Origin of the sequence: Kaistella sp. SH40-3 (assembly GCF_030686865.1) — a bacterium.
Classification (GTDB): Bacteria; Bacteroidota; Bacteroidia; order Flavobacteriales; family Weeksellaceae; genus Kaistella.
Window position 1 is genome coordinate 1 of sequence record NZ_JAQYUS010000013.1, and the last position, 14,063, is coordinate 14,063.

Annotated in this window: 19 protein-coding genes; all 19 read right to left on the reverse strand. The window is 31.1% G+C overall.

Annotation, left to right across the window (positions count from 1 at the left end):
- Window positions 1-482: DUF72 domain-containing protein (locus PUH65_RS14450; protein WP_305520847.1), on the reverse strand; the 482-nt coding region annotated here is incomplete at its 3' end.
- On the reverse strand, window positions 479-895 hold the full coding sequence (locus PUH65_RS14455; RefSeq protein WP_116097830.1) for a nuclear transport factor 2 family protein: 417 nt from the start codon (window positions 893-895) through the stop codon (window positions 479-481). The genes PUH65_RS14455 and PUH65_RS14450, both read right to left, overlap by 4 nt.
- Window positions 896-904: 9 nt before the next feature.
- Window positions 905-1,729, reverse strand: coding sequence for a hypothetical protein (locus PUH65_RS14460; protein WP_116097828.1), 825 nt, complete (start codon window positions 1,727-1,729; stop codon window positions 905-907).
- A 69-nt stretch (window positions 1,730-1,798) separates the two neighbouring features.
- Window positions 1,799-2,290 carry a peptide-methionine (S)-S-oxide reductase MsrA gene (gene msrA, locus PUH65_RS14465; RefSeq protein WP_070562233.1) on the reverse strand — a complete coding sequence of 164 codons (492 nt, stop codon included), beginning with the start codon at window positions 2,288-2,290 and terminating at the stop codon, window positions 1,799-1,801.
- A gap of 126 nt (window positions 2,291-2,416) precedes the next feature.
- Window positions 2,417-3,781, reverse strand: a complete 1,365-nt coding sequence (locus tag PUH65_RS14470; RefSeq protein WP_070562230.1) for a mercuric reductase — start codon at window positions 3,779-3,781, stop codon at window positions 2,417-2,419.
- Window positions 3,782-3,794: 13 nt separating this feature from the next.
- A complete protein-coding gene (locus PUH65_RS14475; protein WP_083295810.1) occupies window positions 3,795-5,249 on the reverse strand; it encodes an aldo/keto reductase in 1,455 nt (484 codons plus the stop codon).
- Window positions 5,250-5,343: 94 nt separating this feature from the next.
- The gene (locus PUH65_RS14485) at window positions 5,344-5,805 is read right to left on the reverse strand and encodes a carboxymuconolactone decarboxylase family protein (RefSeq protein ID WP_070562228.1); all 462 of its coding nucleotides are present in this window, start codon (window positions 5,803-5,805) and stop codon (window positions 5,344-5,346) included.
- 19 nt (window positions 5,806-5,824) lie between these two features.
- Window positions 5,825-7,048: a bifunctional alpha/beta hydrolase/OsmC family protein gene (locus PUH65_RS14490; protein WP_290219241.1), complete on the reverse strand. Its 1,224-nt coding sequence runs from the start codon at window positions 7,046-7,048 to the stop codon at window positions 5,825-5,827.
- Between the two features lie 9 nt (window positions 7,049-7,057).
- A complete protein-coding gene (locus tag PUH65_RS14495) occupies window positions 7,058-7,513 on the reverse strand; it encodes a putative signal transducing protein (RefSeq protein WP_290219243.1) in 456 nt (151 codons plus the stop codon).
- Window positions 7,514-7,519: 6 nt separating this feature from the next.
- Complete coding sequence (gene egtB / locus PUH65_RS14500) at window positions 7,520-8,677, reverse strand: ergothioneine biosynthesis protein EgtB (protein WP_123904573.1); 1,158 nt, start codon at window positions 8,675-8,677, stop codon at window positions 7,520-7,522.
- A 109-nt stretch (window positions 8,678-8,786) separates the two neighbouring features.
- A complete protein-coding gene (locus PUH65_RS14505; RefSeq protein WP_083295809.1) occupies window positions 8,787-9,389 on the reverse strand; it encodes a uracil-DNA glycosylase family protein in 603 nt (200 codons plus the stop codon).
- Window positions 9,382-10,002: a hypothetical protein gene (locus PUH65_RS14510; protein ID WP_070562218.1), complete on the reverse strand. Its 621-nt coding sequence runs from the start codon at window positions 10,000-10,002 to the stop codon at window positions 9,382-9,384. Before PUH65_RS14510 ends, PUH65_RS14505 begins: the two co-directional genes overlap by 8 nt.
- A 16-nt stretch (window positions 10,003-10,018) precedes the next feature.
- Window positions 10,019-10,300, reverse strand: a complete 282-nt coding sequence (locus PUH65_RS14515) for a DUF427 domain-containing protein (RefSeq protein WP_217493512.1) — start codon at window positions 10,298-10,300, stop codon at window positions 10,019-10,021.
- 2 nt (window positions 10,301-10,302) lie between these two features.
- Window positions 10,303-10,749 carry a hypothetical protein gene (locus PUH65_RS14520; protein WP_070562212.1) on the reverse strand — a complete coding sequence of 149 codons (447 nt, stop codon included), beginning with the start codon at window positions 10,747-10,749 and terminating at the stop codon, window positions 10,303-10,305.
- A 16-nt stretch (window positions 10,750-10,765) separates the two neighbouring features.
- Window positions 10,766-11,488 carry a hypothetical protein gene (locus tag PUH65_RS14525; RefSeq protein ID WP_070562209.1) on the reverse strand — a complete coding sequence of 241 codons (723 nt, stop codon included), beginning with the start codon at window positions 11,486-11,488 and terminating at the stop codon, window positions 10,766-10,768.
- 3 nt (window positions 11,489-11,491) lie between these two features.
- On the reverse strand, window positions 11,492-11,785 hold the full coding sequence (locus PUH65_RS14530; protein WP_070562206.1) for an antibiotic biosynthesis monooxygenase: 294 nt from the start codon (window positions 11,783-11,785) through the stop codon (window positions 11,492-11,494).
- Between the two features lie 24 nt (window positions 11,786-11,809).
- On the reverse strand, window positions 11,810-12,781 hold the full coding sequence (locus tag PUH65_RS14535) for a bifunctional methionine sulfoxide reductase B/A protein (protein ID WP_070562204.1): 972 nt from the start codon (window positions 12,779-12,781) through the stop codon (window positions 11,810-11,812).
- 11 nt (window positions 12,782-12,792) lie between these two features.
- Entirely contained in the window at window positions 12,793-13,068 is a 276-nt protein-coding gene (locus PUH65_RS14540; RefSeq protein WP_070562201.1) for a hypothetical protein, read from the reverse strand.
- Window positions 13,069-13,080: 12 nt separating this feature from the next.
- Window positions 13,081-13,533 carry a redoxin domain-containing protein gene (locus PUH65_RS14545; protein WP_070562198.1) on the reverse strand — a complete coding sequence of 151 codons (453 nt, stop codon included), beginning with the start codon at window positions 13,531-13,533 and terminating at the stop codon, window positions 13,081-13,083.
- Between the last annotated feature and the right edge of the window lie 530 nt (window positions 13,534-14,063).

Sequence of the window (14,063 nt, forward strand, 5' to 3'; positions counted from 1 at the left end):
GGCCAATTTTCAATAAAAGACTTAAGCAAATCGAATTTTGCTGTGGTAAAATCTTCTCTTAATTGCAAGAATATAGTACCTAATTTATTTTCTAAAGCGGCAACAGATAGTAGAAAATTGTTTATATAATCCTCTACATTATTCAGCCTTCTAAAATGCGATATTCCCTGATAAATTTTAGGAAAGAATTTAAAATTTTTTTCTGTACGATCATACCATTTTTTATACTGTTCAGGTTCATAATTTTTATAAAAGCTAGCATTTAGTTCTATACTATTAAACTGGGTAGAATAGTATGCTAATTCATCCTTAGTCCCTTTAGGATAAAAATTGTGGAGGTAATTCTTTCCCCAATGCCCACAGCCTACATTTGTTGAATATAAAGAATTTAATACATTACTTAGTACTCTTTTAGTAGAGGGAACATCATTTGGTAGGCTAAAATCTATAGCACTAATATCTTCTGCCTTACCAAATCTCATTTGAATTTTCTATCCGCCTTTTCAATCTCAAGGTCATTTATAGAAGCAAATCTTTTTTGCATTAGACCATCTTCATTAAACTCCCAATTTTCGTTTCCGTATGCTCTAAACCATTTTCCATCTTTGTTGCGGTATTCGTATTCAAATCTTACCGCAATTCTATTGTCTGTATGAGCCCAATATTCTTTTTTTAATTTATAGTCTAGTTCATTTTCCCATTTGTTTTTGAGGAACACTTGGATTTCTTCTCTGCCATTTACAAATTCGTTTCTATTACGCCACTCGCTATGCTTGGTATAAGCCATAGAAACTTTTACTGGGTCTTGACTATTCCAACCGTCTTCGGCCATTTGAATTTTTTGTTTTGCCGTTTCCAATGTGAATGGAGGCAAAGGATGTTTTACTTCTTTCATTTTTTTATTTTAAATATTTATTGAAATTTTCGATGTTAAATCTTGAAACACTATGGTGTCTGCAATAGAAAACAATAACATTCCTGTCAAAAACAATGGTTCATATTTTGGATTTTGCCAAAGTTTACTGCTGATATCTAACATTAGCTTATTCATTTCATAATATGCATTTTTTTCGCTAATGTAATTATTGTTATCTCTACTTTTTATATACTGCCTTGTATCTAAGTCCGACAATGAATTGGGTTTATACTTTTCTACATTTTTCAACCGAATTAGCACATCGATATCAAAAGCTGTTAGTTTTGAATTTCTCCCTTGAGGCATTGGTAAAAACTTATTACCCGCATTTTGAGATAATATTATCCAATTTAACGCATAGGCAACTCTGGAATCGTATATGGCATTTTTTTCAGGATACAAATAGGCTCCCACTTTGGAACTGCTTGAGATGGCTTTAAAAGGTGGTTTCTCTGAACCGATAAAATTGTTTACTAATGGTTCTATATTTTCATCATTCAATCCGATTACTCCGCCCCAATCTTTGATAACCCATTGGACTAATTTTTTAAAGTAGACTGGATTATTAGTTCTAGTGCTTCGCATTGCTTCGCCGACTTTATTTTTGACTTCTAAAGTGCGAATAAATGGAGTTTGGTTATCAAGCTCAGTAAGTTCTTCTGGTGTTAGAATATTTAATTCTACCAATTTTTTAAAACTTGCATCCCAGGCATATAGTTGCTCCAGATTATCTTTGTAAAGGGATAAATATGAAACGATTTTTTCTATATTAAAAATTTGGGGTTGTTGAATGTTAGATATAGTTCTTTCCATTTCACGTAAAATGTTTATAAAGTTTACAGTTGAACATTGCAAAATATTTAACTTACAAAAGTTTACGGATTAAAGAAAAGTCTCAAACCTTTCAAAATGGCAAGTATAACCGTTTGGGTGTTTTACAAGATAATCTTGATGATGTTCTTCTGCAGGCCAAGCTTTTGTAAATGGTTCTAATGTAGTTACAACTTTCCCGTTCCATTTATTCGATTTGTTAACAATATCAATTACCTCCAGTGCGGTGTTCTTTTCTTCTTCATTTTGATAGAATATTGCAGACCGATAACTACTACCAATGTCATTCCCTTGTCTGTCTATTGTTGTTGGGTTGTGAATTCTAAAAAAATAATCTAATATTTCTTTAAACGAAGTTTCAGTAGTATCGTATGTTAACTCTATACCTTCAGCATGGCCTGGATGAAAAGCATAAGTTGGATGTTCATTTGTACCACCCAAATAAATTACCTCTGTGTCTTTTATACCTGGTCTTTTTCTAAATAAATCTTCCATTCCCCAGAAACATCCACCCGCTATATATGCTTTTTTTAATGTACTCATGTCTTATTTTTATTTAATAATCTATTGTTCAAAGGTATACTTATTTTGTGTTTAGCACTTTGTTTATTTTACATGTATTCTTGTAAGTAATTCCCTTTTATAAAAATGTTTACCCCTTCCTATCAATTAATTTAATGGTTTTAGTTTTTCTAACATCGTAGGGATAAGCTCACTAACTGTAGGATGAATGTGAACTCCATCTCTAAAAACTGTGTAGGGTTGTTTTGCATACATTAAATTTGTAATCCCATTTATTAATTCATCACCGCCAACACCAAAAACACAAGCGCCTAAAAACTGATTGTTTTCAGCATTTATTATAGCCTCCATAAAACCAAAAGTTTCTCCTTTTTCCTTTGCTCTTCCAACTTTATCCATAGGCCTATGAGCTACTAGAATTTTATGACCATTACTAATAGCTTCTGTTTTTGTCATCCCAACTCTTCCTAGAGGAGGGTCTATAAACAACCCGTAGGTTGTTATTCTATCGCTAATTTTACGATTTTTTTCTCCAAAAAGTTGATTTTCAACAATTTGATAATCATTGTATGAAGTATGCGTAAATGCGCCTTTCCCGTTACAGTCTCCCATTGCATAAATACCTTCAACATTGGTTTGGCAATATTCATTTACATTAATAAATCCTCTATTGTTCTTTTCAATCGAAGTGTTTTCAAGTCCTAGTAAATCTGTATTAGGAACTCTTCCTATAGCTAACAACAAATGCGTACCAGTTACATTATCCCCATCTTTTGTTGTTGTAACGGTTATGGTATTATCATCATTCTTATATGCTTTAATAGTATCTGCATTAAAAATCATATCAATTTTTTCAGCATCAAATATTTCTTTAACAGTTTGGCTAACATTTTCGTCTTCTCTTCCAATTAACCTCGATCCCCTTTCTATTATGGTGACTTTACTACCAAATCTGCGAAACATTTGCCCAAACTCAAGCCCTATATAACTCCCTCCAATAATAATTAAGTGTTTAGGTATTTCTTTTACTTCTAATAACTCAACATTTGTATAATGAGGAACCTGTTGATATTCTTCTGGGACTAATGATCTTCCACCTACATTTATAAATATTTTTTTTGAAGTAATAGTTTCGTTGTTGATTTCGACTACATAATCGCTAGTAAATTTGGCTTCACCTCTAAATAGAACAATGTTTTCATTGCTTTGAATACCATCCTCAATACCATTTCTAGAAATATCTATTAGGTTTTCTTTTCTTTGATTTACTTTTCTTAAATTTGTTTTTGTACCAACAGGGATTTCAATTCCAAATTTTTCCCCATGTTGAACGTCCCATGCTCTGCGAGCACTTGCTATGTAAGTTTTAGTTGGAATACAGCCATAATTTAGGCAAGTACCTCCAATTTTACTTTTTTCAATAAGTGCTACCTTTCCTTTTTTAGAAAGAGAAAATGCTAACGGAGTTCCTGCTTGTCCAGAACCTATAATAATAAAGTCGAATGTTTTCATATTAGTAATTTTTTTAATTCCATTTTAGTTTTTTTCTTTCTTCCCAATAATAGGAAGGATTAATTGCAAAAGATTTTAATTTTTCAAGTTCGATATTTTCTAACTCAAACTCGTTTGCTTTTAAGTTTTGTTGTAAATGGGCTAAATTATTTGCACCACTTAAAACTGTACTTCCTTTAAAACAATCCATACAAAATCTAATTGCAATAGCATCAATTGTTACTTTATATTTTGTGGCTAATTTTACAGTTTCATTTTGCAATGCACTATAATTTAGGTATTGATTTGAAAGTATTCTACCGTTTGCCAAAGCTTCTTTTATAATGATTTTTTTATCTTTGATCTTATCTTTAATTTCTAATAAACTTTGATCTAAAACATTAAATGTTACTTGAAATGAAGTAAAAAGCGGTTCGTCGTTTATTTTTATATTTAATGCTTTTTTAATTACTTCAATTTGTTTACTTCCACTAGTTGATAAGCCAATTTCTATATTATTTTCTTTTTTAATTAGGTATAATTTTTTTAAAACTTCAGTACTTTCCAACACTTCGCTTTCTTGAGTTACAGAATGTATTTGATACAATTTTAAATTAGGGAGTAACTGTTTAGATTTTTCCCATTGCTGATTTAATTTTTCTAAAGAATGGTTTTTATCTTCGTGAATTGTAGCATTAAAATCAAAATTTGCAATATAGGTGTATCCCCATTTTGTAGAAATACTAACCTCATTAGCATTTTTTTCTTTAATTAATTCAATTAAAATATCTTCTGCAATGCCATAGCCAGGAGAAGAATCGAAATATTTTACTCCTAAAGACATGGCTTCTTTTAAAAAATCCAATCCTTGCTGCTTATAGTGCTCTAAATCAAATTTTTCCGAAGAGTCAACCTTGTTTTCATTTATGTTAATATAAATAGGTCTACCAATAGCCGCTGTTCCTAAACCAATTTTAGATGTTTTCAAATGTTGTAATTTTGTATGATTTACCGATTTAGAAAATTTTTCTATTACCAATTTCAATTTAGGGTTAATATAATTTTCGCAAAAAGGCTTTTCTGGATTGGAATGATAATAATTTAATTGGTCTTCAATATTCAATTTGAAAGCTACATAAGGAAGCACCTGTGTAATTATGGTATCATTGAAATCTTTTTGCAATAGCTGTAAAGTAGTAATCGCAGTGTTTTTTTGTGCTTCATCAAAATAATACAGCGCAGAACGATATTTTCCTCTCATGGAATGCATTGCAGTACAACTGTGCGTATGCAAATGAATTTCAATAAGTGCCTCAAGTGTTATTAAATTAGTATCAAAAGTAATTACTACTGCTTCAGAAAATGTGGTGGCTTCCCCATCAGAATGTATCCAACCTTGCAGCACTTCTTCAACACCTATCAACGATTGAAAAATTGCTTCTGTACACCAATGACAACTTCCTCCAATGCCAATTTTTTCTTTACCCATTATTATATTCTTGTTCTTTTTTTGATTTTTTTTGATTTATTTTCTTCCATTTTTAACATCAAAACATTGTCTTGCTAACAAGCGTTTTTTACTATTATTTTAATGTTGGTATTTGTCCTTGGGCTAATTTAATTCTTGTCCATAAATTCATATTTATGGTTATATAGGCAATTTCTGCGATTTCTTCTTCTGTAAAAAAAACTGTAAGCTTTAGATGAAATTCATTAAAATTAGAACTTGTTCCTTCATTCAGCACATCGGTATATTCTAATGCTGCTTTTTCTTTTTCAGAAAACAATTCTGAGTGCCAATAACTTCCTAAATTATCAATTTTTGCTTGTAGAATATTCAATTTTCTCGCTGTTTCCTGATGTAGAATGCCACAATAACTACATTTGTTTACCGTTGCCACTCTAAGCCTAATGAGTTGTGCTAGCTCTTTATCTAATTTCAAATCTGCGGTATAGCCATAGGCTTTTGCCATAGCGACAGCAGCAGTCATGAATTCAGAATTAGAAGGGTCAAAATTGGTATTTATAAATTTAATACTCTCCATAGCAAAATTTCCTTAATTGTTAAATTAGTTCGGTTTCAAAATACACTTTGTTTGCCACTGTTTTATGCACAGGACATTTTGAGGCGATTTCTTTTAACTTGTTTCTTTGTTCATCAGTAAGATTCCCAATTAGTTTTATCTTTTTAAATATATGGTCCAATTGTCCCATATCTTCAATATTCACATTTAATTCTGAAGAATGTCTTTTAGAATAGCTTAAATATACGAAAACCTCTTTTAAATCCCATTGTTTTCTTTGTGCATATAATTTTAATGTTAAAACAGTACAAGAGCCAATAGCCGCATTTAGAAGCTCATATGGAGATAATCCAAGATCATCGCCTCCAAAATCTTTTGGTTCATCTCCAAGTATGTGATGTGTTTTTGTGTAAATATGGTTAGTAAAAGGCACCATAGTTTCATGATAGACTAGTACTTGTTCTCCAATTGTGTCTTTCAGATCCTCCGAAGGTTTCTCTTTAATTTCTACATACCTTTTTACCCAGCTTCCTATAATTTGAGTCACATAGAAAGCGTCTTCTTTTTTACTAATCAAATGATCTGCTCCGTTTAAACTAATAAAACTTTTTGGATGTATCGCTTTATGATATAGGGAAGCTGCATTTTCTATTCCTACAATTAAATCGTGAGGAGAGTGCATTATTAATATTGGTTTTCTCAATTTTTTCACTTCTTCTTCTAAAGTGTACTTTTCCAAATCATCAAGAAACTGTTTTTTTATTTTAAAAGGTCTACCGCCTATAGATAGTGTAGCTTCTCCTTTATTTAAAATAGTATCTTCTAGATTTCCAAAATGTTTTGTAACATGTTTCACAAAAGAAGGTGCAGCTATGGAAACTAATGCTTCAATATTTGGTAATTTATTAGCACTTATTATGGCAGCTGCTCCACCTAAGGAATGACCAATTAAAATGGATGGAGCGACATAATTTTTGGTTAAAAAAGTATTAACATCTATAATATCTGAAATATTATTAGAAAAAGAGGTTTCGCTAAAATCGCCATCACTATGTCCTAATCCAGTAAAATCGAAATTAAGTACGCTTATCCCTAAATTGGTTAACTCGCTAGAAATGTTTTTAACCACGGCTAAACTTGAAGAACAGGTAAAACAATGTGCAAAAATTGCAATTGTATTAATTTCTCCATTTAAAGGCGTTATTAATTGAGCAGATAATAATGCTTCATCTTTGTTTTTTATTTTCAGATTTATTTTCTTCATTTTATATATTTAAAAAATATAATATCCTTTAATATTAAATTCTGGAGAATTTACTGCTCTTATTGTTTCACTTATTCCTTCTGTAAGGAACATCATTTCTTTTTCTATAACAAAAGAGTTTATTAAATAGGAAGTGTCAGTATTTGAACAATATAGGCAATTGTCGTCTAATGTTAAATTTAAAACGTACCCTTCCTCTTCTAATTTGCCAATGAATTCCTCTTTCCCTATCTCCATAGTAACATGTAGTTTTCCGCTTTTATAATGGTTTATTACTTCTGTTGCTTTTTCATAATCTTCATCTTGTATTTTTAATACTAATGCTCTAAATCCTCCAGAAGTAATTGCAACAGGTTCAATACTTGCCATCATTTCATTTTCTAGGATGGTTTCAATATTTTCGTTTTCAAGAATATTTTTAATATTCATTACTTCATAATATTCGCCACTATATAAGGTTTTCATAATTATTTATTTTTTTATTAGTCTAATTCCACTATACTGCCATCTCATATTAGGATGGAAAAAGTTTCTATAGGTTTTCCGGCTATGTTCTTTAGGCGTCGCAACAGATGCACCTCTCATTACCATAGTGTTTATCATAAACTTCCCATTATACTCACCTAAAGCACCTTCAATTTTATTAAAATTAGGATAAGGTAAATATGCACTATTTGTCCATTCCCAAAGTGTTCCCCAATTAAGATGCTCAGAAGCTATTTCCCATTCGAATTCGGTTGGCAAGCGCATTTCCATATATTCCGCATAGGCAAAAGCTTCATAAAAACTGATATGCTTTGCAGGTTCATTGAGCGGAATTTTTTCTAACCCATTCTTGTCATAATGATACCATTCTCCATCAATTTTGTGCCAGTACAGCGGAGCTGTTATCCCGTTATTATTAATCCAATGCCACCCATCATCATGCCATAGATTAAAATTCTGATACCCTCCATTTTCAATAAATGCGATATAGGACTCGTTGGTAACCAGTTGGTTTGCAATTTCAAAAGTGTTTAAATAGACCTTGTGAACACCGAGCTCATTATCGAAACAAAAAGATTGCTCTTGATGTCCTATAGTATATATTCCCTCTACAATTCTTATGAAATTTGGCTCAACCTTATCTTCAACCGTGCCGACAATGCTGGAAACGATAGGGAAAGTGGGTTGATGTCCTAAAATATATTTAATATCATAGACAAACAATTCTTGATGTTGTTCTTCATGATTGATTCCTACAGCGATAATGTCTAAGATTTCTTTTTCCAAATCACGCTCTAAAAATGTTTCCATTGCCTTAGTAACATAGTCTCTATAAGTATAAACGTCTTCAACTGGAGGTCTTGTCATTACTCCTCGTAAGGGACGTAAAACTCTTTCTCCAACATTGTTATAATAACTATTGAACAAATAAGAGAAATCATCATTAAACACTTTGTAATCTGCTACATACTTTGTTAACACAAAGGCTTCCCAAAACCAAGTGGTATGGGCCAAATGCCATTTGGGTGGCGAAACAAAATCAATAGGTTGTACAGAATAATCTTCAATTAACAATGGAGCGCATAATTTTTCAAAATTGGCTCTCACCGCTATAAATTTCTTTCGTAAGTGTAAAATATTCATGTATTTGTATATAGTTTTATTTTGATCTATAGCTAATTATTTGTTTTCATTAGTGTTTATTTGCATAATTTAAGGCAAATAATAATAGATTAACCCAGGTTTTAAACATTTAACACATTGAGTTTTGCTCTTCTGTTTCCATTAAAATAGTAGCTACCATTTTTTTTAATTCGGGGGTTATACTTTCCAAAAACCATTTGTTTTTTCCATGCCACCTAAAATTAAGTGGAGAGGGGTGAACTAATGGAAAATATTTGGGTAGAAATTCTTGATAGCTAATGACTGTTTCAGTTAAATTTTTATATGGATTATCTTTTAAATAATACTCTTGAGCATATTTTCCAACAAGAATGATAAGTTCTAGGTTTTTCATCTGCTCCATTATTTTATTGTGCCATTGTGGTGCACATTCTTTTCTTGGTGGCAAGTCTCCAGATTTTCCTTTACCAGGGAAACAAAACCCCATTGGCATAATAGCGAACAATTCTGGATTATAAAACTGTTCCCTCGAGACACCGAGCCACGATCTAAGATTGTCTCCACTTAAATCATCAAAAGGAATTCCTCTATCATGGGCTTTTTGTCCTGGTGCTTGCGCAATAATTAGTAGCTTGCTTTTGCTTGAAAATTGAACAATCGGCCGCGGTCTGTTTGGTAAAAAATTTGCACAAATTATACAATCAGCTATAGTATCCTTTAATTTTTCAATCATTCTTTGTCGCTAGAAACAGTTTAGAATAAACTTCATTTATATCATAATTCTCTGAAAAAATATGCTTTTGTCCAGATATCACCATCAATTCAATATGTTTCACAATGGGAACCAATTTATCATAAGACGTCTTTGCTTCTAAAAGCCAACTAGAGCTATCTTTTTTCCCATTGGCTAATACCACACTCAAGTGCGACCAATTCTCATTCGGAATATTTGCAAATAAACCTCCTGGGAACGCAACTACATACTGGAAAAGCTTTGGCTTGTGAGCCACAATATTAAAAATCGCTCTCCCTCCATTAGAACTTCCCGCAACAACCCAGCTACTTATTGTGCAAAGAAAATAATTCATAATTGCATTAATAAAACCGTCTATTTCATCGGTAGAATAATCTTTAAAATTGCGATCATTATTATTAATAGGAATTATTTGAATATAGTTTTGAAAGTAGGATGTATTAAAATATACATTTGCACTATACATTACAGTTTCAACTGATTGATTTCCTCCAGAAATACCAATAAAAATGGGATATTCATTTTCATCGGAAAAATCTACTGGAAGCCTCACTAATACTTCGAAATCATTTAAGGATATTTTAGTATACATTTAATACAGAATAGAATTACTCAATTATTTTTACACCATTCCAAAATGCAACATAGTCTTTTATTTCTTTTGCTTTATCAGAAGGGTCTGGGTAATACCAAGCAGCATCTTTATTTGTTGTTCCGTTTACTTCTACTATAAAATAAGATGCATATCCTTTCCATGGGCAAGTAGAGTGGGTATTACTTTCTTTAAAAAACTCTTTTTTTAAACTATTTGGTGGAAAATAATGATTCCCCTCGATAACTATTGTTTCATTGCTTTCCGCTATAGTTTCCCCGTTAAATATTGCTTTCATAATTAGTAAATTTCTTCGATTTTAAAATCATTATTATTAAAACTACACACGTCTCCTTTTTTCTTGCCCATCATGCATTGATAAATAGGCGCTTTTGTCGATATACTGATGAAGTTTTTACCCTCAAATGTAAAATTTCCATCAGCAGTTGCAATTACCATATAGTTATCATTTACTTTTATAACGGCTCCTGGTTCAACCACTTGGGAGGGATTAAAATTTAATGCTTCAATTTCTTCAAGATGATGATGGTGATCATGCACCTGTTTGTCTAATTGTTTTCTTAATCTTTCTTCTTGCCTATGATGCGATTGGTCATCTTGGTCAATAACATCATTTCTGTTAAGCATAGTACCTTTTACAAAATCTAATAGCTTTTCTTCTGTATTTTCTATAGTATGCGTTTCGTTTTCAATTAAAAACTTTTTTAATTCTTTTTTGTCTATCATTTTGTATTTTTTAGTATTATAATTCTTTTTTAAGTTCTTGTATTTTATGAAAGATTAAAGGAGGAAAATTCCCATGATAAATTTCGCAAATGGTACACTTTTTTAATGCTAATGGGTCTTCATTTTCAATTTCTTTCGCAGGGAAAATGCTAAAAACCAATTCGTGATAAATTAATGTATTATAAAACTCCTTATCTTCTTTAACTAGCTTTGAAATTTTGTTTTTCTGTAAAATTAATTTAGCACTGTTTATGATGCCCAATATTTCTCTAACTCCGTCAATTTTTAGAATATCATCATCATTATGAATATTAACATTCATATCTTCAATATCTTGAAAAAAATGTTTTATTGCTCTCTTTCCAAAAATTAAACTGCTTCTACCACTAAAATCTTTATCATAGCTAAAGCTTTTGATGTTATTTTGAAAAAAAGAATACAACTCATGTATTTGTTCCAAATCATGTCTTATTAATGACTGCTTATTGTCTTCATTAACTTGATTTTGAATAATAGTATTAGCATCTAATTGTGCTTTTAAAGCAAGGTATATAAGAATAGAACCTAACAATTGAGAAATCGGAGAAGTAATTCCTCCAATAGTATCGCCAACAGGTCCATATTTCCCTAAAAATTCTATATTTAAAAAAGTTACCATGAATGGCAACACAAAAATTAATATGGCTCCTACAATCAATGTCCATTTTGCAGAGCTATTTACAATATTATCAATCTTCATATATTATTTTGTATGTCTTTCAAAAACTTCTCCTACTGAAACGTCATAACTTTCAAAAATTTCTGTTTTCCCACGCTCTTTATATTTTTTATGTTCTGGGTGTTCATCCCAAATAAGAAAAGAATCTTTGTCTTTAAAATAGACAACTAGCATGTTATGACCATTTTCTCCGTTATAGACTTCGTGCCCATCATATCCTTCAATCATTGAAACATGTTTTCTTGCATAACTATACAATCCTTCAAATTCTTCTTGAAATTCTGGATTAACCTTGTATTTAAACGCTGCGACTATCATTCTTTTATTTTTAAACTTAAATTATTACTTCAACTTTTCTTTATATAGCTCTTTGAATTTTCTCAACTTCGGATTAATTACTGCTGCACAATACCTGTTTTGATCTCTATTCTCATTATAATAATTTTGATGGTAGTCTTCAGCAGGGTAAAAGTGTTCAAACATGGCAACTTCTGTAACAATCATATCATCATACGTAGCTTTTAATTCCTTAATCACATTTAGAGCAATTGTTTTTTCTTCTTCATTTCTATAAAAAATTACACTTCTATATTGAGTACCCATATCTGCTCCTTGCTGATTTAGTGTTGTTGGATTGTGGGTAGTGAGATGAATTTTAACCAAATCCTCATAGGATATTTCAGCAGGATTATAGGCAAACTCAATCACTTCTGCATGGCCAGTTATCCCAGAGGAAACTTCTCTATAGGTAGGGTTAGAAATTCTTCCTCCACTATAGCCACTTTCAACTGTAACAACCCCTTTTAAATTCTGAAAAATTGCTTCTGTGCACCAAAAACAACCCCCTCCAAAAGTTGCTTTCCTTTCCATACTTTCTACTTTTTTCAAAGCCAATGCATTCATACAATATCGCAATCCACTAGGCATGGGACCATCTTGAAAAACATGTCCCAAATGTGCATCACAAGTGTTGCAAGTCGTTTCAATTCGATACATCCCATGGCTTCTATCTTTGTAATAAGCAATCACATTATCCTTTATGGGTTGCGTAAAAGAAGGCCAACCTGTTCCGCTATCAAATTTTTCTGCAGAATCAAAAAGTAAAGTTTCACAACAAACGCAAGTATATTTTCCTGCTTCGAAAAAAGTACACAAATCCGAGCTATTAGCTCTTTCTGTTCCTTTTTGCCTAGTAATATAATATTGTTCTTCTGTTAGCAAAGCTTTCCATTCTTCGTCGGTTTTCTCTACTCGTTTATCTGGTGTAAGATTCCCTTTGTTTGCATATTTAATTACATCGAGCCATTTGAGCATAATTCTATAATTTAGCTTTGAAGGTTATATTTTACTTTACATTGATTACAAACAGTTTCTTCATTATCCGTATGAGAATACTTAATACCTCCTAAATACAAATCGGCATAGTTTTGAATCCAACCTCTATTGTTATCAATATTATTAATAGATATGCCATGATTTTTTACCGCTTCATAGAAATTTCCGGAATACTCTTGAAATCCCCAACAATTTGGGCAATAACCTTCTGGAGTTATAACTTCTCCTTTTGTGTACCATGCTTTTATTGACTGAAAAATGTCCATACTTAATTTTATTTATTTAGTTAATTCTTGAATTTTTAAATCTAATCTTAATAAGGCATTGTTAGGGTCTGAACCAAAAATGGAATAATTCAAATTGGTGTTTTCATCAACAAGAATCCAATGAGGTGTTCCGCCTGCATCGTAATTAATAAAGGTTGTATTAAAGTTTTTATCCCTAAAATACGGGAAGTTTATATAAAACTCTGATTTACAATCCACCAGTTGTTCATCTGTGAAATCAACTCCTTCGAAATTAGTGTGAATGCCTAAAACATTAATCTTATCTTTATATTCAATATTTACCCAGTTTGCAAATGGTAATGCTCTACCTTTGCAACCAGGACAACCTAAGTTAAAAAACAATATAAGCAAAGGTTTTCCTCTATAACTTTCTAAAGTAGGAATTTCACTATCACTAATGCTTTCTATACTCCATTCAGATATTTGCCTCCCTAATTCTATCATTATAAATCTATTTTTACAAATTTAAACAATTATTAAAATAATTTGTTGCACATTTTTCCTGTCTTACTGACAATTATCAGGGAAAATGAGGCACATTGAAAAAAGATAAAACGTTCTTTGGTTATGACTTATATAAAAAAATGTTTCTGCTCCCCTTCAAAAATGCTTGTAAAAAATTGCGCAATTTTTAATAAATACAAACATATATTAGGAGAAAAGCATTTTGATGTTTCATAGCCAAAACTTTTTAATCGGATGATTTAACCAAAAGGATTGAAATAGTAAAAAACACTTTGGTTATTCTCCATTTAAATAGTATTTTAATTGTTTTTAACACAAATTTTTTAGTATGTTCAATAAAAAAACAGAGCCCAAGATGCACTAGAACTGGAAAAATGAAAAAGTTTTATTTAATTCTTCTGAAAATAAAAAAAAGGAGACCAAATTTTAATGTAAAAAGAGTCATGAATATGCTTTATGGGAAAATTTTGAAGAGCAAAAATTCTAAAATTAAATTGTTAGCTTTTTAA

Excerpts from the sequence above, each read along its gene's own strand:
- PUH65_RS14470 (WP_070562230.1), bottom strand. The coding sequence starts at position 3,781 with ATGAAAACATTCGACTTTATTATTATAGGTTCTGGACAAGCAGGAACT.
- PUH65_RS14485 (WP_070562228.1), bottom strand. The coding sequence starts at position 5,805 with ATGGAGAGTATTAAATTTATAAATACCAATTTTGACCCTTCTAATTCT.
- PUH65_RS14545 (WP_070562198.1), bottom strand. The coding sequence starts at position 13,533 with ATGATAGAATTAGGGAGGCAAATATCTGAATGGAGTATAGAAAGCATT.
- PUH65_RS14505 (WP_083295809.1), bottom strand. The coding sequence starts at position 9,389 with ATGATTGAAAAATTAAAGGATACTATAGCTGATTGTATAATTTGTGCA.
- PUH65_RS14530 (WP_070562206.1), bottom strand. The coding sequence starts at position 11,785 with ATGATAGTCGCAGCGTTTAAATACAAGGTTAATCCAGAATTTCAAGAA.
- PUH65_RS14525 (WP_070562209.1), bottom strand. The coding sequence starts at position 11,488 with ATGAAGATTGATAATATTGTAAATAGCTCTGCAAAATGGACATTGATT.
- PUH65_RS14475 (WP_083295810.1), bottom strand. The coding sequence starts at position 5,249 with ATGGGTAAAGAAAAAATTGGCATTGGAGGAAGTTGTCATTGGTGTACA.
- PUH65_RS14460 (WP_116097828.1), bottom strand. The coding sequence starts at position 1,729 with ATGGAAAGAACTATATCTAACATTCAACAACCCCAAATTTTTAATATA.
- PUH65_RS14495 (WP_290219243.1), bottom strand. The coding sequence starts at position 7,513 with ATGAAAACCTTATATAGTGGCGAATATTATGAAGTAATGAATATTAAA.
- msrA (WP_070562233.1), bottom strand. The coding sequence starts at position 2,290 with ATGAGTACATTAAAAAAAGCATATATAGCGGGTGGATGTTTCTGGGGA.
- PUH65_RS14540 (WP_070562201.1), bottom strand. The coding sequence starts at position 13,068 with ATGGACATTTTTCAGTCAATAAAAGCATGGTACACAAAAGGAGAAGTT.
- egtB (WP_123904573.1), bottom strand. The coding sequence starts at position 8,677 with ATGAATATTTTACACTTACGAAAGAAATTTATAGCGGTGAGAGCCAAT.
- PUH65_RS14455 (WP_116097830.1), bottom strand. The coding sequence starts at position 895 with ATGAAAGAAGTAAAACATCCTTTGCCTCCATTCACATTGGAAACGGCA.
- PUH65_RS14515 (WP_217493512.1), bottom strand. The coding sequence starts at position 10,300 with ATGAAAGCAATATTTAACGGGGAAACTATAGCGGAAAGCAATGAAACA.
- PUH65_RS14535 (WP_070562204.1), bottom strand. The coding sequence starts at position 12,781 with ATGCTCAAATGGCTCGATGTAATTAAATATGCAAACAAAGGGAATCTT.
- PUH65_RS14520 (WP_070562212.1), bottom strand. The coding sequence starts at position 10,749 with ATGATAGACAAAAAAGAATTAAAAAAGTTTTTAATTGAAAACGAAACG.
- PUH65_RS14490 (WP_290219241.1), bottom strand. The coding sequence starts at position 7,048 with ATGAAGAAAATAAATCTGAAAATAAAAAACAAAGATGAAGCATTATTA.
- PUH65_RS14510 (WP_070562218.1), bottom strand. The coding sequence starts at position 10,002 with ATGTATACTAAAATATCCTTAAATGATTTCGAAGTATTAGTGAGGCTT.